This window comes from Mucilaginibacter sp., from assembly GCF_039935595.1.
GTDB lineage: Bacteria > Bacteroidota > Bacteroidia > Sphingobacteriales > Sphingobacteriaceae > Mucilaginibacter.
Window position 1 is genome coordinate 18,237 of sequence record NZ_JBDTJZ010000084.1, and the last position, 21,194, is coordinate 39,430.

At 40.5% G+C, this 21,194-nt stretch carries 21 protein-coding genes; 10 read left to right on the top strand and 11 right to left on the bottom strand.

Translation table 11 applies throughout. The features are described 5' to 3' along the window. Positions 1 to 7 precede the first annotated feature (7 nt). Positions 8 to 802, bottom strand: coding sequence for a DUF1223 domain-containing protein (locus ABI367_RS05285; protein ID WP_462231545.1), 795 nt, complete (start codon positions 800 to 802; stop codon positions 8 to 10). 153 nt (positions 803 to 955) lie between these two features. Between ABI367_RS05285 and ABI367_RS05290 the strand changes: the two genes are divergently transcribed. From ABI367_RS05290 to ABI367_RS05305, 4 genes are read left to right on the top strand one after another with little or no spacing between them, the layout of a single operon-like run. Then, the gene (locus tag ABI367_RS05290; RefSeq protein ID WP_462231548.1) at positions 956 to 1,522 is read left to right on the top strand and encodes a sigma-70 family RNA polymerase sigma factor; all 567 of its coding nucleotides are present in this window, start codon (positions 956 to 958) and stop codon (positions 1,520 to 1,522) included. Between the two features lies 1 nt (position 1,523). Further along, positions 1,524 to 1,799 (top strand): hypothetical protein, encoded by a 276-nt coding sequence (locus ABI367_RS05295; protein ID WP_462231550.1) that lies wholly within the window; start codon positions 1,524 to 1,526, stop codon positions 1,797 to 1,799. Positions 1,800 to 1,854: 55 nt separating this feature from the next. Next, positions 1,855 to 2,115: a hypothetical protein gene (locus tag ABI367_RS05300; RefSeq protein WP_462231552.1), complete on the top strand. Its 261-nt coding sequence runs from the start codon at positions 1,855 to 1,857 to the stop codon at positions 2,113 to 2,115. 53 nt (positions 2,116 to 2,168) lie between these two features. Continuing rightward, positions 2,169 to 2,747, top strand: coding sequence for a peroxiredoxin-like family protein (locus ABI367_RS05305; protein WP_462231554.1), 579 nt, complete (start codon positions 2,169 to 2,171; stop codon positions 2,745 to 2,747). A gap of 16 nt (positions 2,748 to 2,763) precedes the next feature. On the opposite strand, the gene ABI367_RS05310 is transcribed toward ABI367_RS05305, so the two are convergent. From ABI367_RS05310 to ABI367_RS05325, 4 genes are all read right to left on the bottom strand, one after another. After that, complete coding sequence (locus ABI367_RS05310; RefSeq protein ID WP_462231556.1) at positions 2,764 to 3,381, bottom strand: ATP-binding cassette domain-containing protein; 618 nt, start codon at positions 3,379 to 3,381, stop codon at positions 2,764 to 2,766. Positions 3,382 to 3,385: 4 nt separating this feature from the next. Beyond that, a complete protein-coding gene (gene modB / locus ABI367_RS05315) occupies positions 3,386 to 4,060 on the bottom strand; it encodes a molybdate ABC transporter permease subunit (RefSeq protein ID WP_462231558.1) in 675 nt (224 codons plus the stop codon). Between the two features lie 13 nt (positions 4,061 to 4,073). Continuing rightward, positions 4,074 to 4,823, bottom strand: a complete 750-nt coding sequence (gene modA / locus ABI367_RS05320; RefSeq protein ID WP_462231560.1) for a molybdate ABC transporter substrate-binding protein — start codon at positions 4,821 to 4,823, stop codon at positions 4,074 to 4,076. 268 nt (positions 4,824 to 5,091) lie between these two features. Then, the gene (locus tag ABI367_RS05325) at positions 5,092 to 6,399 is read right to left on the bottom strand and encodes an ammonium transporter (RefSeq protein WP_462231562.1); all 1,308 of its coding nucleotides are present in this window, start codon (positions 6,397 to 6,399) and stop codon (positions 5,092 to 5,094) included. 802 nt (positions 6,400 to 7,201) lie between these two features. Here ABI367_RS05325 and ABI367_RS05330 point away from each other — a divergent pair. Both ABI367_RS05330 and def read left to right on the top strand, forming a co-directional pair. Further along, positions 7,202 to 8,434 (top strand): M16 family metallopeptidase, encoded by a 1,233-nt coding sequence (locus tag ABI367_RS05330; protein WP_462231564.1) that lies wholly within the window; start codon positions 7,202 to 7,204, stop codon positions 8,432 to 8,434. 79 nt (positions 8,435 to 8,513) lie between these two features. Further along, a complete protein-coding gene (gene def, locus ABI367_RS05335) occupies positions 8,514 to 9,086 on the top strand; it encodes a peptide deformylase (RefSeq protein WP_462231566.1) in 573 nt (190 codons plus the stop codon). On the opposite strand, the gene ABI367_RS05340 is transcribed toward def, so the two are convergent. The 3 genes from ABI367_RS05340 to ABI367_RS05350 form a co-directional block, all read right to left on the bottom strand. Further along, entirely contained in the window at positions 9,083 to 9,730 is a 648-nt protein-coding gene (locus tag ABI367_RS05340; RefSeq protein ID WP_462231568.1) for a hypothetical protein, read from the bottom strand. The genes def and ABI367_RS05340 overlap by 4 nt on opposite strands. Before the next feature lie 103 nt (positions 9,731 to 9,833). Continuing rightward, positions 9,834 to 10,112, bottom strand: coding sequence for a NifU family protein (locus tag ABI367_RS05345; RefSeq protein ID WP_462231570.1), 279 nt, complete (start codon positions 10,110 to 10,112; stop codon positions 9,834 to 9,836). Between the two features lie 26 nt (positions 10,113 to 10,138). Continuing rightward, on the bottom strand, positions 10,139 to 11,227 hold the full coding sequence (locus tag ABI367_RS05350; RefSeq protein ID WP_462231572.1) for an Mrp/NBP35 family ATP-binding protein: 1,089 nt from the start codon (positions 11,225 to 11,227) through the stop codon (positions 10,139 to 10,141). A gap of 155 nt (positions 11,228 to 11,382) precedes the next feature. Here ABI367_RS05350 and ABI367_RS05355 point away from each other — a divergent pair, with 155 nt between their 5' ends. The 4 genes from ABI367_RS05355 (at position 11,383) to ABI367_RS05370 (ending at position 17,370) form a co-directional block, all read left to right on the top strand. Continuing rightward, the gene (locus tag ABI367_RS05355; protein WP_462231574.1) at positions 11,383 to 13,605 is read left to right on the top strand and encodes a transglycosylase domain-containing protein; all 2,223 of its coding nucleotides are present in this window, start codon (positions 11,383 to 11,385) and stop codon (positions 13,603 to 13,605) included. 179 nt (positions 13,606 to 13,784) lie between these two features. Further along, the gene (locus ABI367_RS05360; RefSeq protein ID WP_462231576.1) at positions 13,785 to 14,150 is read left to right on the top strand and encodes a response regulator; all 366 of its coding nucleotides are present in this window, start codon (positions 13,785 to 13,787) and stop codon (positions 14,148 to 14,150) included. A 65-nt stretch (positions 14,151 to 14,215) separates the two neighbouring features. Next, positions 14,216 to 15,037 carry an MBL fold metallo-hydrolase gene (locus ABI367_RS05365; RefSeq protein ID WP_462231577.1) on the top strand — a complete coding sequence of 274 codons (822 nt, stop codon included), beginning with the start codon at positions 14,216 to 14,218 and terminating at the stop codon, positions 15,035 to 15,037. Positions 15,038 to 15,156: 119 nt separating this feature from the next. Continuing rightward, positions 15,157 to 17,370, top strand: a complete 2,214-nt coding sequence (locus tag ABI367_RS05370) for an ATP-binding protein (protein WP_462231579.1) — start codon at positions 15,157 to 15,159, stop codon at positions 17,368 to 17,370. A gap of 339 nt (positions 17,371 to 17,709) precedes the next feature. Here the strand turns inward: ABI367_RS05370 and ABI367_RS05375 are convergent, their stop codons facing one another. The 3 genes from ABI367_RS05375 to ABI367_RS05385 all read right to left on the bottom strand — a co-directional run bounded on the left by ABI367_RS05375 (position 17,710) and on the right by ABI367_RS05385 (position 21,143). Continuing rightward, the gene (locus tag ABI367_RS05375; RefSeq protein ID WP_462231581.1) at positions 17,710 to 19,884 is read right to left on the bottom strand and encodes a TonB-dependent receptor plug domain-containing protein; all 2,175 of its coding nucleotides are present in this window, start codon (positions 19,882 to 19,884) and stop codon (positions 17,710 to 17,712) included. 5 nt (positions 19,885 to 19,889) lie between these two features. Then, on the bottom strand, positions 19,890 to 20,252 hold the full coding sequence (locus ABI367_RS05380) for a BlaI/MecI/CopY family transcriptional regulator (protein ID WP_462231583.1): 363 nt from the start codon (positions 20,250 to 20,252) through the stop codon (positions 19,890 to 19,892). Between the two features lie 84 nt (positions 20,253 to 20,336). Beyond that, positions 20,337 to 21,143, bottom strand: a complete 807-nt coding sequence (locus ABI367_RS05385; RefSeq protein WP_462231584.1) for a hypothetical protein — start codon at positions 21,141 to 21,143, stop codon at positions 20,337 to 20,339. Positions 21,144 to 21,194: the final 51 nt, after the last annotated feature.

Genomic DNA, 21,194 nt, shown 5'->3' on the forward strand with positions numbered 1-21,194 from the left:
GTACTATTTATATCGCTACCGGTGGCAAAGCCGTCTTTGCAGCGGCACTGATCTCGCCGGTTATGGTATTTTGTAATAAGGCAATTATTTCGTAGTTGCCGGTATTTATTCCGTTAGGTAAAGTTACATTACTTACGCCATTTTTACCTTTGTTTAGGTTGATACTTTGCAGGTTACGCACAATTTGAACATGAGATAGTGCACGGCCCGAGTTCTCGCCGGCTTTTACCATAGTTCTTGCCGCCTTTTCAACCAATGCGAATAGCAGTGTAGTATTGCCGGTATTGCCATCAACATCATAATGTATGGTAGCTTGCCTTCCCATTGTTTTAACATCGCTTAAAACTATTTTAGCAGCCGGTTGGCTTTGTAAGGCCCCTTTTATAGCGTTGCGTAAAGTCCCTTCCTCCGAACCTACAAACTCCTTTTTTCCGTTAACCACTATTTGGGGTGTATAAACAGATTCTATCTTTAAGTATCTGGCGTAATCGCCCTGGCGTTTGGAGTAAGCGGCATCGCTAAACACATCTTTCCAGCCTAACCTGTTCCAGTAATCAACATGAAACGCCAAAATATAAACCGGTTGGTCAGTAACTTCTTTCTGTATCTTAGCTACCAGTTCGTCAGCAGGCGGGCAGCTTGAACAGCCCTCGGATGTATAAAGTTCAACAACGGCAAAACCGGGAGCCGCAACTTTGTTTATAGCCGATTTGTATACCGGCTTTAAATTGATAAATGATGTGGTTATGAATGTGGTTATGGCAAGCGCACCACTCATCATAAATATTTTAATGGTCTTCATTTTAATAAGTATGGGTTTGATATTTACGCAATTAGTCGGGGCAATAATCAAAACCTTACAATAAATTTAATAGATTTATTTGACTAATAAACCATTGTAAGGTTTTACTCTTTTTTGCGACTAAATAATTATAATACAAAATGATTTAACCAAATGCTACCTGACCAAACTATTAACCCGCACCAATGGGTAAACAACCATGCTGACTATATGTACGCTTATACGCTTAGTCGAATTAATGACGAAGAGCAGGCCCGCGACCTTGTACAGGAAACATTTTTGGCGGCATTAGAGCGCCTTGATAAATTTGAAGGAAAAAGCAGCGAACGCACCTGGTTAACTGCCATTTTAAAAAACAAAATAGTTGATGTTTATCGTAAAAGATCTTCCGGGTTAATATCAACAGGCGAGCATAAGGAAGTTCATGAAATGCAGGAGTTTTTTGAGGAAGATGGCCATTGGCGCGAAGACCATCAGCCCAGACATTTTGGCGTTGAGGACCATAACCCACTGCATGATAAAGAATTTAACCAGATACTGCAAAAATGTATGCAAAAGCTCCCCGCCTTATGGCTGGCGGTTTTTACCATGAAGCATATTGATGACGAACCGACCAATGTTATTTGCACACAACTCAAAGTCACCGATTCAAATTTTTGGGTGATCATACACCGCGCTAAAGTTAACCTGAGGGCTTGCCTTCAAAAAAACTGGATATAATATGAGCAGACTACGAAATATCATATATAACTGCCGGGAGGCAACTTACCTGATAGAAAAAAGGCTGATTGGTAAGATCACGCTGCGCGAAAAAATTCAGTTGCATATTCATTTTTATGGCTGTTCGGTATGTAAGCTTTTTAACAAACAAAGCCGTATTATAAACACCATGGTGAAACAGCTTTTAATAAACAAGGGGCAACCGGATTTGAAACTGGATGATGATTTTAAAAACGATATGCAGCACCGTATTGAAGACGAACTAAATAAAAAATAATTTTTTTGTAAGGTTGTGGTTTTACGTGCGACTAAGCCGTAAAAACCAACATAAAATGAAATCAATTTCAAAACTAATCGTTGCCGCTGCCTTTGTTGCCGGCATTAATTTAACTGTTCAGGCAAGTTCATTTACTCCAAACGCGGTGAGTGATACAGGAAAAATGTCCAAAAAGAAAATGGATAAAATGTCTAAAGACAAAATGTCAACAGGCAAGATGGACAAGAAAATGGACAGCAAAATGTCTAAAGACAAAATGTCAACAGGCAAGATGGACAAAAAGATGGACAGCAAAATGTCTGACAGTAAAATGTAAAACCCAATTTAAGGAGAGGAAAGCCCTCTCCTTAAATTAACCCTACATCAAACATGAAGAAATTATTACTTATACTATTTATAACAATCAGCGCGATACAACTACGGGCTCAAAGCGGCTTAAAAAAGGGAGATACCGCGCCGCTATTTACCGCTACGGATAACGCAGGTAAAACAATAGACCTGAAAAGCATTTTAAAAGATCATAAATCAATTGTATTGTTTTTTTATCGTGGCCAATGGTGCCCTTATTGCAATAAATATATACAGCGCCTTCAGGATTCGTTACAGCTGCTTACATCAAAAGGCGCTTATGTAATTGGTGTGACTCCCGAAACCGGCGAAAACATCAACAAAACCATTAATAAAACTCATGCATCCTTTTCAATGATACAGGACAAGGGGTATAAGATCATGAAAAGTTATGATGTAAACTATGTGATGGATACCGAGCTGTTTACTAAATATAAAAATAACGGGGTTGACATAGAAAAAAACAACGGCAATACCGACCATGTATTACCTGTACCCGCTACGTATATCATTAATAAAAGCGGCAAGTTAGTTTTTGTACACTTTGATAAAGATTTTAGGAACAGGCCTTCCATAAAATCATTATCTGCGGCATTATAATAAAACAGGCGGGCTGTTATTCAATTAACAGTCCGCTTGTTGTTAACTCATCCAGTTCCTGCGGGTTATGTGTAACTATTAAAACGGTTGAGCCTAACTCTTTGAATATTATTTTTAGTTCGGCTATCAGCGCTTGTTTCATTTCAGCGTCAAGTGCCGAGAATGGTTCGTCCATTAAAAGCAGTTTGGGGCGTATCGCCAGCGCCCTTAATATCGCCAGTCGCTGCTGCTGCCCTCCTGATAAATATTCGGGTCTATGTTGGTCCAACGTTTCCAATTTGCCAATAGCCAATAAACGGGTTATCCAGTTAGTATTGTCCGTAGCATATTCTAAATGCTGGCGCACGGTCATGTTAGGGAACAACGCGTAATCCTGGAAAACAAAACCCGCCATTCGTTTTTGCGGCGGCAATGAAACACCTGTTACGCTATCTAACCAAACAGTCCCGTTAACTACAATTTTGCCATCTTCTGGTGTAACCAATCCGGCTATAATTTTTAAAAAGGTGGTTTTACCTGCCCCGGACGGCCCATATATTTTAGTAATACTTCCGGCCGGGAAATTCCTGGAAATTTTAAGCACCCTTTTGCCCTGGTAAGTTTTAAGGTTTTTTTCTATGTCGATGCTTATCATTTTTTTAATCTAACGGACTTTTAGCCTGATATTTATTAAATAAAAAAACGCTTATCACCATAATAAATGTAATGCAAAGCAATATCAGCGAATAAGTATTGGCCGATGCATAATCCATCCGCTCAACCGAATCATAAACCGCTATGGATGCTACCCGGGTAACATTGGGGATGCTGCCGCCTATCATGAGCACTACACCAAATTCGCCCAAGGTATGGGCAAAGGTTAATACCGATGCGGTAAACAATGATGGCTTAATATTGGGCAATAATACTTTTATAAATGTTTGCCACCGCGTTTTACCCAGGGTATATGATGCCTGGGCCAATGTGGTCGGCAATTGCTGCAATGCCGATTTAACCGGCGCTATCATAAACGGCATACTGTAAATAAACGAGGCCAACACCAACCCTTTAAATGAAAATACAAACTGCACATCAAATGTTTGCTGCAGCCATTTGCCCACACCGCGTTGCGGACTAAAAGCCAGCAACAGGTAAAAGCCCAGTACCGATGGGGGCAGCACCAGCGGCATAGTAATAATAGCCTCAATAATTGTTTTTATAACAGAGCGGCCACGCGATAACCACCAGGCTACGGGCAAACCAATTATAAGCAGCAATAACGTAGTAATAGCAGCCAGTTTTAACGTAAGCCATATAGGAGAAAGGTCTGTCAAGGTTGATACGTTTTTATTTTACGTGATAGCCAAATTGAGCAAATATTTTTTTAGCGTCGGCCCCAAACAAGTAGCCATAAAATTTCAGAGCTGCTGCTTTATTGACCGTGGCTTTTATAATTACCGCACCTTGTGCAATAGGCTCATATATTTTAGGGTTGATGGCTTTCCAGTAAAGTTTGGTTTTGTTGGCCGGGTCCATAATTAAAGCCAGAGTGGTAAATCCAACTTCAACATTACCTGTGGTTATGTAGGTATTTACCTGTGATATGCTTTCGCCATAAACAATTTTATTTTTTACATCATCTAAAATGCCTTTGCTGGCTAAGGCCCCTTGTGCAGCTTTTCCGTATGGCGCAATAGAGGGGTTGGCTATGGCTATTTTTTTAACGCGATCGGTTAATAACGTGCGGGGCCAGTTTTCAAAACCAATGTCCTTATTACTGCAAATAATTAAACTGCCGTAGGCATAAATTTGGGGCTGTTGCAATGCAAAACCATTTTTATACAGATCCTGCGGGAAGGCCATATCAGCCGATAAAAAAACATCAAACGGCGCGCCGTTTTTAATTTGTGCCACCAGCTTTCCTGACGAACCAATAACCGGCTCAATCTCTATATCCGATCTTGCTTTAAAATCTTTTTGTAAAGCCTGTATTACGGCCTGTAAATTGGCTGCCGCTGCCACGCGGACTGTTTGTGCAAATACGGCAGGTGTAAATAATAAATACCCTGCTGCAAAAATTAGGATGATCTTTTTCATGGCGGTGCCGGTATAGATCAAACTTATTAAAAATGTTTAACTAAACAGGTATATGCACCCCTATAAAAAATACTAAAGCTATGCCTTTAAGGGCATAGCTTAGTACAAACGTATTGTCAGATCATAAAATACTTAACCAATTCAACACGTCAGGGAAGTCTGAGGCAATGATCCTCCATACCCTGAAAGTGAGGGGCCTAAAAGTTCGTAAAAGCATCTCTCCGCTAACTACCTCGGAGAAAATATGAAGGAATCATTGCCTCAGGCTTTACAATTCTTCGTCATGCTGGCTTACATCAAGGCCAACAAGTTCGTCCTCTATTGATACACGTAGCGGGCTTATCAGGTCAGTTACTTTCAATAAAATATACGAACCAACAAACGCAAATACAGATACGGCTATCAATGCTATAACGTGTTTAACAAACAGGCTGGTTTCGCCATAAAATAAACCATCTGCTCCGGCGGGATTAACGCTTTTTGTAGCAAAAATACCGGTCATTAACATACCCACCATACCACCTACACCGTGGCATGGGAATACATCCAAAGTATCGTCAATGTTTGTTTTGCTTCTCCAAATAACTACCAGGTTACTTACAACAGCAGCCACAATACCTACTATTAACGAGCTTGATACGGTGATATAACCGGCGGCCGGTGTTACAGCAACTAAGCCTACAACCGCGCCAATACAAGCGCCTAAGGCCGATGGTTTTTTGCCTTGTAAAATATCAAAGAATATCCATGACATGGCAGCAGCTGCCGACGCGGTAGTTGTAGTAGCTAATGCCGTGGCCGCTAATTCTCCCGAGCCCAATGCCGAACCCGCGTTGAAACCAAACCAACCGAACCAAAGTAAACCTGTACCCAATATTACATAACTGATACGGGCCGGTGCATGTGATTCGGGCACTTCGTTACGCTTTTTAAGGTATAATGCGGAGGCCAAAGCGGCCCAACCTGCAGACATGTGTACAACGGTACCACCTGCAAAATCTAAAACACCCATTTTAAAGAAATAACCCTCAGGGTGCCAGGTGGCGTGTGCCAATGGTATATAAATAATAATTATAAATAAGGTGATAAAAATTAAATACGAATTGAAACGTATACGTTCGGCAAACGCACCGGTAATAAGTGCCGGCGTAATAACGGCGAATTTTAACTGGAACATAGCAAATAGTATAACCGGGATGGTTCCACCCAGCCAGGCTACGCCCAGGGTATTTTGCATCATGAAGAATGAGCTGGGGTTTCCAATTAATCCCATGCCACCAACATCATCGCCAAAAGCCATGCTAAAGCCAAATACTACCCATATTATGGTAATAAGGCCCATACATACAAAGCTTTGAAGCATGGTTGAAATAACATTTTTTTTCCTAACCATACCGCCGTAAAAGAAGGCAAGGCCGGGGGTCATCAATAATACAAGGGCGGTTGATATCAGCATCCAGGCTATATCAGCCTTGTCATAGGTGGTTGCGGCATGTACCGCGACTTTGTTACCCGGGTATATAAGCGCCAGGATAACCACAATAATAAGTATGGCAAAAGGTATGAACTTTTTCATATAAGTTTTTTTTGGTAAAACATTCAGTAAATAAGTAGTTAGCGCATTAGGTTGCAACAAACTTATTAAAAATAAGCCGCAAATATCAAGCGCGGATTAAAAACCGAATGTTTTACCAAAAAGTATGATGAGGAAAGAGCAATAACTCAGTCGACGGAATAAAGGGGTCGTCGCTGGTATAAAAGGTGAGTTTTAAATATTGGCACACCCCTAAAATGGTGCTTGTAATAATTGAATTTGATTTTAGAAAATGTACGGTACGTGCTATACGTGTATTTAATACTTGTGTTGGCGCGTTTTCATTGATCAATAAACGGCTGTTATTGACTGGGAGCCTGTTGGTACTTTCCCTTAATTCGCAGGCGTGATATTCCTTGTGTCGTGAGGCCTTTTGCTCCAACGAGAGTTGATTCCGGAATGAAAAAACCGAAATAATGAATAAAACAAGAAGAGCCGGCCCTCTATACTTCATTTAATATATAAAAAATGCGTTATAAATTATGCTTTATTAAAAAATTCTCGTTTTTTTATGTGATTTATTTAACAAAAACGCTTAATTTTTATCAATGTTATGAATAATAATGCATTTTTTAAAATAAATACAGGGTTTATTTGCATTTATCTAATTTTTACTCCTTTTTATTTCGATTTTATATCAAAAAATGTCGTTTTCTATTAAGAAATTTTTTTTAGATGGTTGTTAATGTTTTAATGAATTTAAATAAACATGTGAACTTTTTTGATACTACTGCCAATTGTTTATGATCATAGGGCCTGCATAAAATACTTATCTTTACTTTTCATGACAGATTATCAGCTCTATACTTTATCTAACGGTATCCGGATAATGTATAAATACACACCTTCGCCCATAACGCATTGCTGTTTTTTGGTAAATGCCGGATCAAGGGACGAACAGGAACACAAAGAAGGCCTGGCACACTTTATTGAACATTTGCTATTTAAAGAAACCGCCCGGCGCAACACGTCACAAATACTTAACCGCCTTGAACTGGTTGGTGCTGATTTAAACGCTTACACCACTAAAGAATATACTTGCGTACACGCCTCGCTACTTAAACCCCATTTGGAGCGTACCATTGATCTGTTTGAGGATATTTTGTTTCATTCTACATTCCCGCAGGAAGAGATGGAAAAAGAACGCGGTGTGATACTGGACGAAATAGCATCGTACCTTGACCAGCCTGAAGAAGCCATACAGGATGATTTTGAGGATATCCTATTTAAGGGCCATCCCATCGGTAAAAATATTTTAGGATCGCCCGAAAGCGTTGCTTTGTTGAGCGTTGATGATATAAAACAATTTATGGCCGCCAACTATAATACCGCCGAAATGATTTTTGCGGTGTATGGCGATTATACATTTAATAAAGTAATTAAACTTGCCGATAAATATTTTGGCGGCATAACACCAAACTATACCTCAAAAAACCGTATTGTGCCGGCAGTTAATAACGCCGCGCAAATAGTTATGGCCAAACCCATATCGCAAACGCATTGCGTTATGGGCGGGCAGGCCTACTCATCATCGCACCCGGATAAATATGGCTTGTTGTTGTTAAATAATCTGCTGGGTGGTATGGGCATGAGCAACCGTTTAAATATGGAGATACGCGAAAAACATGGCATTGCTTATACTGTAGAGTCTAACTATACCTCGTTAACAGATACCGGCATGTTCTCTATTTATTTTGGTACCGATAGTGAAAAAACGGACAAAGCCATGCGACTTGTAAATAAGGAGCTTAAAAAGCTACGCGATAATAAACTGGGCGTCCTGCAGTTGCATCAGGCCAAACAAAAGTTTATTGGGCAAATAGCCCTGGCCGAAGAGAACCGCATGAGCCTGATTATATCCATGGCTAAAAGCCTGCTTGACCTGGGCACCGTGGACAGCCTTGAACAAATATTTGAAAAAATTAACGCCGTAACCACCGAGCAGTTATTGAAGATAAGCAACGAGATACTGGATGATAAGCAAATGATAACCCTGCTTTTTGAGCCGAAGGATTGATAGGCTTTGATTATTTTGGTCTTTCTTGAAATGACATGCTGGGTTTTTTACACACAAAAATTTAATGTAATTTTGTAGCATGAAATTTCCTATCATAGCCTACGGCGATCCGGTTTTAAGAAAGAAAGCACCATCTATTGAGCCTGCAGAATACCCGCATATTAAAGCGCTGGTTGCCGATATGTTTGAAACCATGTACGGTGCCCGTGGTGTTGGTTTGGCAGCGCCGCAGGTGGGTCTTTCTATGCGGTTATTTGTGGTTGATGCTACTGTTTTTGATGATGAGGAACCCGAGTTAAAGGATTTTAAAAAGGTATTTATAAATGCCAGTATACTGGAAGAAAACGGCGAGGAATGGGTGTTTAACGAAGGCTGTTTGAGTATACCCGATGTAAGGGAAGATGTTAGCCGTCAAGAGACCGTTAAAATATCATACTATGATGAAAACTGGAAGCATTATGAGGAAACTTTTTCGGGCATGGCGGCACGTATCATACAACATGAATATGATCATATTGAAGGGAAGTTGTTTACCGATAAGCTTACCCCGCTGCGTAAACGTCTGCTGGAAAAAAAGTTAAATGATATTGCAAAAGGAAATGTGAGTGTTGATTATAAAATGAAATTCCCCGCGGCTAAAAAGGGCCGTTAAAAATTGTAGCCGGCATCATCCTGAGTAACCTGCCTTTTTTTATCGCCATCAGTAATTTGTTTAATTAAGGCGCCCCATGCAAATGGGTTTATAAGTGGGTTGGTTATTGAATGCGAGTTTACAACGCTGTTGTGCATATCGTTGGCAATACTTTCTGATCCATCTCTCGGCAACCCTTGCTGCATAGCCTGCCTACTTGCGCGGTTAAGGTTTTTTATCACAATAGCCAGGTCATCATCCGCCACTTTCATGGTTAAAAAATCTTTCCTAAACTCATCAACAGTTGCCCACGGAAACACCCTGGCGGCCGGTAAATTAAATATCCTTGGTTTTAACATTACCTGCATCATAAAACTTTTGCTGGTAACATTATCCGGTATAACAACGGTTACCGGATCGTAGCCCACACAGGTAATGCGTATGCTATCGCGCTCATGCACTACAAATGAGAAGTAGCCCTCGTAATTAGAGGTTATAGTTTGATTGTGGTAGTTTAAGTTAACAATACTTGCATAAGGTACTATCACCTGGGCGCTATCGGCATTATTTATAATACCGGTAAATTGCACCAACGGCCTTTCACGCTCCTGTGCAAAAACACAGGTAGTTATTAATAAAAACAATATGCCCAATATATATTTCATTGTGCTTATGCTCGCTGTTGTTTAAATCAATAAAATTAAATTTTAGTTTTTAAAAATACGCAATTGGCGCATCGCCCCAAATAAATTTAACAATACTTAACAGTTAACGTAAATTTTCGGGAAGTACGGCATTGGGGTCGTCAATATCCGTTAGGTTCATAGCTTCAATACCGGTTATTTGGGGCACCGCCTTTAGTATAGCCTGTTCAATGCCCGCTTTTAAGGTCATTATACTCATGGGGCATGACCCGCACGAGCCTAATAATTTTAAGCGCACCACATTGTCAGGGGTTATCTCCTCTACCGAAACATTCCCGCCATCAGCTTCCAGATACGGCCGTATGGTATCTAAAGCTTTTTCTACCTCATCTAATAAGCTCATTTTTATATTATTATAAAGTAAAGTTATTAATTATTTACAACATTTTGGGCAAGCGTGGCTTTTGCATTGCTTATAGATACCTGCTGGGCCACCTTTTTGCCCATTTCAATAAATGCTGCCCTCATAACGCCATCATCTTTTAATACAATAGGCATTCCGGCATCGCCCGAATCACTGATGCTTTTTACCAGCGGTATCTCGCCTAAAAAGGGTACATCCAGCTGGGCCGCCAGTTTGCTGCCGCCACCCTGTCCAAAAATATAATACTTGTTTTCGGGTAATTCTGCCGGGGTAAAGTAGGCCATGTTTTCCACTATGCCTAATATGGGTACATTAATAGCCTCCATCATAAACATACCTATGCCCTTTTTAGCATCAGCCAGGGCCACGTTTTGTGGGGTGGTTACAATTACTGCCCCCGTAACCGGGAATGTTTGTGTTATGGTGATATGAATATCGCCGGTACCGGGCGGCAAGTCAACCACCAGGTAATCCAGTTCGCCCCAATCGGCATCATTAAATAGTTGTTTTACCGCAGTTGATACCATTGGCCCACGCCAGGGCACTGGCTGGTTAGGGTCAGTAAAAAAACCTATCGAAAGCAGCTTAATGCCATATTTTTCAATAGGCTCAATGCGCGTTTTGCCATCTACCTCGCTGGCCTTCGGCCTGGCACCTTCCAGTCCAAACATAATGGGGATTGACGGACCATAAATATCAGCATCAATCAGCCCCACTTTAGCGCCCGATGCGGCCAGCCCTAAAGCCAAATTTACCGCCACGGTTGATTTACCCACACCACCCTTGCCCGATGCTACCGCGATAATATTTTTAACGTTAGGCACACCCGTATTTTTTTGAGAAGTAACGCGCGATGTCATATTAACTGTAACCACAATATCCTTACTTATAAAATAGGCAATGGCATTGCGGCAGGCATTTTCAATTAGCGCCTTTAAGGGGCATGCCGGCGTAGTTAATATAACCGAAAAGCTAAGGTTATTGCCCTCAATAACAATATCCTGTATCATGTTTAAGGTAACCAGATCCTTTTTCAGATCGGGTTCTTCTACATTGCCCAAGGCCTGTAAAACTTGTTCTTTAGTGATGCTCATATTTTATCAGAAACACAAACTTACTAAAACAGGGGTTAACTAATGTCATGGTAATGATAAAATGGGGTGGCGATAAATTACAAACCGTGTTTATAGCCCTGCAAGGAAACATTTTACCCATCCCAGCGTTTGTAACGCATAAGATTTGATTAGTTTTGGCTAAATTTTTTTTGATGCACCGTATTCCTCTTAAATATATCCGCATTGCCGGGATTGTTACCGCTACTTTATTGGTTATAATGCTTATAGGCGGCGCTGTTGCCTACTCCAAACGCGAGGCTTTATTACAAAGCGCCATCGCCAAAATCAAAGCAAAAGCAAAAACAGAATATAATTTAGATGTGCAAATAGGTTCGGCACGGTTTACCGGCCTGGCTACCGTAGCCTTTGATGGCATAACCGTTGTACCGCAAAACCGCGATAGCCTGCTCAGCATCAAAAAATTTGATGTAGGTGTTAAAATATTCCCCCTCATTTTTGGTAATGTTAAACTGGCCGAGTTGAATATGGCCGACGGTCATCTGAACCTAACCGACATAAACGGCGTTAAAAACTTCGACTTCCTTTTTAAAAAGAAGAAGGATACCACCACGCAAAAATCAAAGGTTGACCTGGCTGAACTGGCCAACAATTTGATTAAACAGGTGCTGTATAAAATACCTGACAATATGCAGGTAAATAACTTTTTAATAAGCTATAAAGGCGATACCACCGGCGTAAAGCTGCTTACCCAAAAAGCGGTTATTGATGGTGGCGACCTTACATCAACCATAAAAGTTGACGATGGCGCGGCTACCTGGCATTTTGCAGGCACCATGTATCCCAGCGATAAAGAGATTGACGTAAAGTGGTATGCCGATGGTAAAAAGGTGGAGCTGCCGCTTATACAGCAAAAATTTAAGCTTAAACTTAATTTCGACCAATTAACCATTAAGCTTAATGATGTAAAGCATAGCGACGGCGAAACCAGGGTAGAAAGTTATGTTGGCGTAAGTAATTTGCTCATTAACCATAAGGCGTTATCATCGTCGGATATGGTGGTACCTAACGGGGCCATTGAAGCTAATTTGGTAGTAGGCAGCAACTACGTGTCGGTTGATAGCTCATCGGTTATCCACCTTAAAAAATTAACGGCGCACCCTTATCTTAAATATACCCTTAGCCCCAGCAAAATTTATGAATTAAAGCTCAATACCGGCTGGTTGCCCGCACAGGATGTTTTTGATTCATTCCCTTCGGGGATGTTTGATTCCTTTCAGGGGATACAGGTTGCGGGTAACCTTAATTATAGCTTTAACCTATACCTGGATAGCGCGCACCCGGACGATGTACAATTTGATTCGAGCCTGAGTAAAGACGATTTCAGGATCATTAAATATGGCAAAGCCAATTTGAGTAAATTAAACAGCAGCTTTATATACACGCCTTATAAAAAGGGCAAGCCGCTGCCTTCGCGCGTCATCGGGCCCGAAAACCCTGACTATGCAACGCTTAATGAAATATCGCCCGATCTGCGCAACGCGGTTATGACTGCCGAGGACCCTACCTTTTACAAAAACCACGGCTTTGTAGAGGAGGCCCTTCGTAAATCGTTAGCTACTGATTTTAAAGAAAAGAAGTTTAAGCGGGGCGGTAGCACCATATCAATGCAACTGGTAAAAAACACCTTTTTGAGCCAGGAAAAAACCCTCGCCCGTAAAATTGAAGAGATATTGATAGTGTGGATGATAGAGAACAATAATATTATGACCAAAGCACGTATGCTGGAGGTGTATTTTAATATTGTGGAGTGGGGGCCTAATATTTATGGCATACGGCAGGCCGCTAACTACTATTTTGGCGTTAGCCCGGCCGAGCTTACTTTGGGCCAAAGCATTTACCTGGCCAGTATTGTGCCCAAGCCAAGTACAGGGTTGTATGCGTTTTTAACGGATGGATCATTACGGCCTGGGCTTGTTAATTATTTTAACTCACTGGGTAGGTTAATGGCCGGGCAATATTTAACCAAACCTGATACCAGTACCGCGTATGGGTTTTATGGTGTGCGGCTTAAAGAGAGCTTGCGCCGCGAGGTTGCCCCGGTCGACTCGGTTACAGCAAGCCAGATGCTGAAAGCTACTGACGCGGATGACGATATTATACCGTTGCTTAATGTTGAACCAGACAGACCTAAGCCTACTTTTTTACAGCGGCTATTTGGCAAAAAAGATACCGTTGCCCAGAAAATAGATCAGAAATTAAAGGAAGAGGTAAAACGCAAAGTAGATAATATTGACACCACCGGAAAAACAAAAAAACAAATACGTCAGGAAAAACGCGAAATAAAACGCCAGGAAAAAGAGAAGCGCCAGGAATTAAAAGATAAAGGGATACTATAGTATTGCAATCGTTGGCCGCAATGGCTAAAGTACACCCGGTCCCAAACCCTGCTATTAATATTTCTGTTAATTATAATTACAACGCCCTATTTAAAGGGCGTTTTTTTGGGCGCATTTTTTAACTCGCTGTAAATTAATGGCATGTGCTTTGCATTGTATATAATGTAAAAGATAAGGTCATGGCTAAAAAAATATTGATTGTGGATGATAACGAGTTTATGATAGAGATCATGACATTTATATTAATTGCCAAAGGCTACGAAGTTATTGCACTTTATCGCGGCGATAAGGTGTTGGATACAGTAATGGCCAGCCATCCCGACCTGGTTATATTAGATGTTACCCTGCCCGGTATGGACGGCCGCGAGGTTTGTAAATTGCTAAAGCTGAACAGATCTACCCGGCAATTACCCGTAATTATGTGCTCGGGTAATGATGATGTTGATGACGCCCTTAAACAAAAAGGCGCACCTAATGATGTACTGCATAAACCTTTTGATACCCACGAGCTTATTGAAATGGTTGAACTACAACTTGCAGCTTAATTTACCCGTTAAATTTATACACATCCAATTGCAGGCTAACTTAAAATAAGTTAATTTGTAACCGGATGGCATTATATATAACCTCATTAAATTCGGGAAGCAATGGTAATTGCTATTATGTTGGCAACGAGCGCGACGCCGTGTTGATTGATGCCGGTATATCCTGCCGCGAAACCGAAACACGTATGAAGCGATTGGGCCTTTCCATGCAAAAAGTAAGGGCCATTTTTGTATCGCATGAACACTCGGACCATATACGCGGCGTTGAGGTTTTATCCAAAAAATACAGCATCCCGGTTTATATTACATCCCTAACTTTAAAGCATGGCGGCTTAGTATTAAATGAAACGCTGGTGCAACCGTTTAACGCACAACAAGCCATAAACATTGGCGCAATAACAATAACCGCGTTTAAAAAACTGCATGATGCTGTCGAGCCGCATAGCTTCATGGTTTCGGCGGATGGTATTAATGTGGGTGTATTTACTGACATTGGTTCGGTATGTGATAATGTTATCCATCATTTTGGGCAGTGCCATGCAGCTTTCCTGGAAGCCAATTACGATGAGGTAATGCTTGAAAACGGGCGCTACCCCTATCATTTAAAACGCCGTATACGTGGTGGTTACGGTCACCTTTCAAACACACAGGCTCTGGCTTTATTTATTGATCATAAACCAGATTGGATGAGCCATTTGCTGCTGGCGCACCTATCAAAAGACAACAATTGCCCAACCCTGGTGCATAACTTATTTAACACACATGCCCGTGGCACCGAGGTTATTGTAGCATCGCGGTTTGAAGAAACACCCGTTTATTATATAACAATGCCGGGACACCTGCCAATGCAGCGCACCGTTGAAAATGCGCAGTTCAGTTTATTTTAGTAGCCGATTTTTTTTTGAGTAAATTATAAACAATTATTCTGTTGTTTATTAATGAGTTATGTTGTAATTTGTTATTTAATACAGCAAACCTGTTTAGCTTTTTGCCCGTATAGTTAATTATGAACCAATCCACTCCTGAAGTTAAGAGTCAAATAAATACGCTTTTAGATAAAGCGTACGCTTCAAGAATGAGTGATTTGAAGCAAAGCACAGCGTTGGCCAAGCAGGCGCTGGGCTTAAGCCAAAGCATTAATGATATCTCATTACAAGCAAAAAGCCTGAGCCACCTGTCGCTTTTTTATATGATATGCGGCGAATACGAACAATCTCTGCAAATGGGTGCGCAGGCTCTTGAATATTTTGAAGGGCTAAATGACGAACAGGGTATTGCTAACGCCAAGTATAATATAGCAGGGGTTCATTATAAAACTGATAACTACCATTTAGGTATGGTAAACCTGCTGGATTGCATAACCACCTTCAAAAAATATAACGATTATTATAACCTGTCCAGAGCGCATAAATCGCTGGGGACTATTTATGAATATTTTGGCGACGAAAAAAACGCCATCAAAACCTACGAAGATTCTATCGCGGCAGCAAAAAAAGCCGGGGATCTTAATCTTAAATCCAATGCTTATAATACACTTTCGGGCATTTATCTTAAACAAAAAAACATAGCCAAAGCTTTTCAACTCATTAGCGAGTCCATTATCATCAAAAAGAAAACCGGCGATACACGCGGCCTGGCATTTGGTTACTATGGCAGAGGCAAGGTTTACCTGGTACAAAAAAGATATGAAGAAGCCGCCGTCGACCTAAAAAAAGCGGTAGAGATGCACCTTAAAATGGGCGAAACGCTTGGCCTGGGTATGGCTTACCATAAGCTGGCGGTTTTATATGTAGAAACGGGGCAACTGGATGAAGCAAAAGCATTGCTTAAAAGATGTTTAAATTTTAGCACCGATTATAACCTGATAATGGTAAAATTTAAATGTTATTATTTGTATTACCAGCTATATAAATTGGAGAATGACCCGGAGAATTCGCTTAAATATCTGGAGCTTTATTTGAAAGAGAAAGAATCGGTTATTAACACCCAAACCTTAATGGTGATAGAAAACTATGCTTTCCTCACAAAAATGGAATCGCTTAAAAAGGAGGCACAGCTTAAGGTAGAAAAAGCAGAGATCATCAAGAAAAAGAACCATGCCGAGCAGGTTGCGGTTGTAAAACAGGAATTTCTGTCGACCATGAGCCATGAAATACGCACGCCATTAAACGCGGTAATAACCATTGCGGGATTATTGGGCGACCGGACAGATAAAGCCGAGCAGGAGTTGGTAAACGCCCTTAGGTTTGCCTCAAATAATTTGTTGCTGATAATTAATGATATACTTGATTTTACCAAACTGGATGCCGATAAAGCCCGTCTTGACCTATGGCCCGTTGACTTTAAACTTTTATTGGATAACATTAAAAACACCTACCATTCGCTTGCTAACGAAAAAGGGTTGCGTTTAACCCTGCAAATAGACGAAGGTGTTGCCGACTGTTATGAGATAGACGAAACAAAAATGTCGCAAATATTGGGTAACCTGCTCACCAATGCCATAAAGTTTACCCAAAGCGGCCATATAGATATTGTTATTAAAAAAACAGCGAGCCACGATCAGGACGACGAGCTGTTGTTTACCGTTAAAGACACCGGCATGGGTATTGCCGACGATTATAAGGAACATATTTTTGATAGCTTTTCGCAACCAAAATCTATCACCACTAAAAAACAGGGCGGATCTGGCCTGGGCCTTGCCATTGTTAAAAAGCTGGTAGCCTTGCATGGCGGTAGCATACAGGTAGACAGTGTTATTGGTAGCGGATCCTCTTTTTACTTTACCATAAAGCTTAAACGTGCCACAATAGCTAATAAACAGGCGCAAAGCTATAATAACAGCCTTGAAGGCAAAACGGTGCTACTGGCCGAAGATAATATGATAAATGCTATGGTGTTGGGTAAATTATTAGCCAATTGGAAAATGACCACACATCATGCCAAAAACGGATTTGAGGTAGTTGAAGCCGCCAAACAAAAAAGATTCGATTTTATTTTGATGGATATCCACATGCCTGATATGGATGGTTTTGAAGCCACTAAATTGATAATAGCATCAGAGAATCCTAATAGTAAAACGCCAATATTTGCTTTAACGGCTGATGTTACTGCAGAATATCAAAAAGAGCACCATATATATTTTAAAGGGTTTTTGCGTAAACCGATCGAGGTAGACAAGCTATACAATTCAATGAATAATAGTTTGCAGGAAAGTATATAAACAATTTGTGGGGAAGCCGCAGCTTAATCATAAATAATTCAACACTTTTTTATAATTAAGCAAACATTTGTAAGATATAAAACGTTAAAATAAAAAAGGAGACGCCGCTAAAGCCTCTCCTCTTAATTAACTGATCTTATTATCTCATAAAGAACAAATTGGTTAGTCCGATTTAACAAGTTCTCCAAATATAGTAATTCTTATATTATTAGGGCTGAATTTTGTTTTTTTTATGCGTTTAAACCCAACTGCGCCATGTTTTTGCCGCTTTAATCCATAAAAAAAGACCGTAAACTATTACGGTCTTTGGTGTTATTGGGGTTAAGGTTTAGGCTATGTTTATTTGATAGTGGTTATGGCGAAGCCACCGTTTTTTGCTTTGTCGCCATATTTGGCTTTCTCTTTTTGGGTAAGCGGTTTTATCAGTTTTATATTTTCAGCAGGTATTTTATTTAATTCTGCTTCGGTGGTTTCATTTCCGTTAACCAATAAGAATTTGCCTGAAAATATATTTTTGGTGCTTAAATTGGTGCTTAAATTTATAACTCGGGGTTCTGTTGTAATTTTATAGCCGGTAACGGTAACAGCGCCTCCGCCCCTGTTTTTGGTTGTAATTAGTATCGCGCCATTTTTAGCCCTGTCACCATACATGTTTGTGGCTGTTGCGCTTTTTAATACGGTCATAGATTCAATGTCATCCTGGGATATTTGAGTTATAAAAGGGTTCTCTTCCTGAACTTTCCCATTTACTATAATTAATGGTTGCGTATTATCTGCGCCGGTTAAAGTAAGATTATTGGTTTGATTGTTGTTTCCTCTTATGGTAATTCCGGTACCAGGTATAGACCTGTTTTTAGTAGTAATTAATATTACGCCATCTTTACCCTTATCACCATACGGCGATATAGCGGTTGGGTCTTTTAATATCGTTACCGTTTCAAGATCATTAGGATCTATTTGAGTTATAGGATTACCTTCCTGGATTTTTCCATCTATAACAATTAAGGGGTGGGTTGAACTTGGGTTAACATTGCCTCTTATCCTAATAGCGCCTGTTTGCACGTTGGTACGGTATTCATTAGTATCGCTACGAAAATAAGTGACCCCGTTAAGATTATAGGTGGCTACAGGCTTGGTAGTTGTTATAACACCAGTAACGGGGGCATTTTGTCCCGCTGTAGTCAAGCCGTATCCTGATGTTATCTGAATTTTACTTATGCTGTCTGCTCTTAAATTAAAGGGCGTAATTTGCTTGCCGTTTATCCTGGCCATTGTTACCCTTTGATTGTTTTGGGTTACGGTACCGTCGGGGTTTACAACGATTCCCGAAAGCTTGTTGAGCGATGCAGACGTCTTTTCGTCATTTAACAATATAACGGTATCAATTTTTTTCTTACCATATCCAATAACGGTTATTATGCGACCATCCAACGTGCCTAAAACTTTACCAACTTTGGGTGTATCAATAACTTTAGGCGATAATGTTTCGGCTAAAAAAGCGCTAACCGCATTGGGCAAAACCATCAATTTTCTTTTTGCAGAAGTTGTTACGCTGCTAACATTTGCCGGTGTTAGGTTATTAACGGTTATATTAAACGCTTTAGCAATTGCGGCGTTGCCTTTGGCAACCTGTTTGCCCAGCTCGGCTTTTGATATTGTAAATACCAGCACCAATGCTATCACTGCCGGCACCAGCACCGCGTACCGGGTAAGGTTAAGCGGCGAAGATCTTTTAGAGTTCATCATGATAATTCGTTTTTTTATGGTCGAGGTATTAAAATGATTTACTATTGCGTTATGACCACCGCTAAAGGTTACGTTAAGCAAACTGTACTGGTATACTTTAGGGTCCGATCCGCTTTGCAGTATTTTTTGGTCGGTTATAAATTCAATGTTTTCGCGTATGGCGCGTTTCATCAGCCATACACCGGGATTGAACCAGTAAAATATGGTGCTTAACTCACCTAATAAAATATCCAGCGTGTGCCATTCGTTAACGTGCACCTGCTCGTGCGCCAGTATGGCTTTAAGCTCGTGTGGGGCGTGATTCTCGGGGTTAATATAAATACTCTTCCAAAACGAAAATGGGTTAATATCGCCGCTTATAACACGTACCAGGTATTGGTGTATTTGTATGGGTTTTGATTGACGGTGCAGTTTGTATAACGACAGCAATTGCATTATAAACCTTACGGCCAAAATTATCACGCCGGTCCAAAAAACCAGTTCAAGCCAGTACCATTTATTATGTTGCTGTGCAACCTGCACCGCGTGGGCCACCGGCGCCTGCCAGTTTACAATAATTAACTGCACCGGCCGTGCAATTTCCTGGTGGCGGTTTAGCAGGTCCGAAAAATTAACCAGCGGATATAGTGTGGCAAACAAAATAGCGCAAACCAGGTACACCCGGTTAAGCGTATAAAAAGTAAGGTGGCGCAGCACCCCATAATAGCCCAGGCAAAAAATTATAAGGGCTATATTTACTTTTACCAGGTAAACAAATAAAGCGGTCATATCCTTTATTTTTTAGGGTTTTCAATAAGGTTTATTATTTCTTTAAGCTCGGTAGCGCTTATTTTTTTATCCTTTGCAAAAAAGGCTACCAAGTCCTTATAGGAGTTTTGAAAATAATCATTTACAAAACCATGCATAAAGCGTTTTTTATAATCCTCTTCGGCTATGGCCGGGCGGTATAAATAGGAGTTGGCCATTTTTTCGCTTTTTAAAAAGCCCTTGCGCTGCAGGTTTTTTACGGTTGAGGCCAGCGTGGTGTAAGGGGGCTTTGGCTCACTATGCTGCTCTAAAAAATCTTTTATAAAACCACCTTTACATTGCCAAATGGCCTGCATTGCTTCTTCTTCCTGTACTGATAACTTTTCCATTGTTTACGATTGTTTAGTAAGTATACGAATTTTTCGTAGATGTTGTTATGATTTAACCTTTTTTAACAAAATATTTACAAATGCTTATGGTTTTTTAATCAACGTGTAGGTCGACGAAAAATCTGTAGGACTGTTTAGCTCCATAATTGGAGAACCGTCCAATTTTAAATTCATAAGTACTGCTGCAGCAGCTGGCGATGCCTGATCTATTGGCTGGCCATCAATCAGCATTGTTTTAATGTATTTTACGCCATTTAGCCTGATGTTATAATTAAATGACCCATCATCAGCTACCAAGTGCCTCAAATATTTTAAAGGAATGGCTAATTCACAATTATAAGCTCTGTTGATATCCAACAGGCCCGATACCTTAATTCCATATTCGTTATAAACAGATAGCGAAGAATCGGATATTGCAGCGATGCCTTTTAAGCCGATCTCTTTAAAATTGTTTTGCAGGCCTTTATTTAGTTCGGACAGTAACGAATCGGAAACTGGGCTGGTGCCTCCAACCACCTTCGCAATATTTGACCGGTTTGGTGCAGAGGTAACCGGCGTAGTAATGCTTACAGTAGTATTTGCTTTATTTTTATCAGCAATAGTTAGCGTTATGCCCCCTCCCAATATTTTTCCAATAGCGGTTTTATCGGTTGCTTGTACTACCAAAAGCAGATTGTCGTTATTATTAGCCATCGTATAAAAAACGGAGGTACTTTTATTGTAAGCCTGAAACTTGTTATCCCACTCCGTCGTTTTACCATCTATCTTAACATCTGCCGGGGCATACAAGCCGCCCTGCTGCACATTAGGCAGCTTTTGAGCATTAGCCAAAAAGTTAAACATTATTATTATTATCAAAAAGCCGGCGTATTTAATAGCTATAGGTTTCATTCTTTACGATTGTTTAGTAAACCTACGAAATTTTCGTAACAAAGCAAGTGT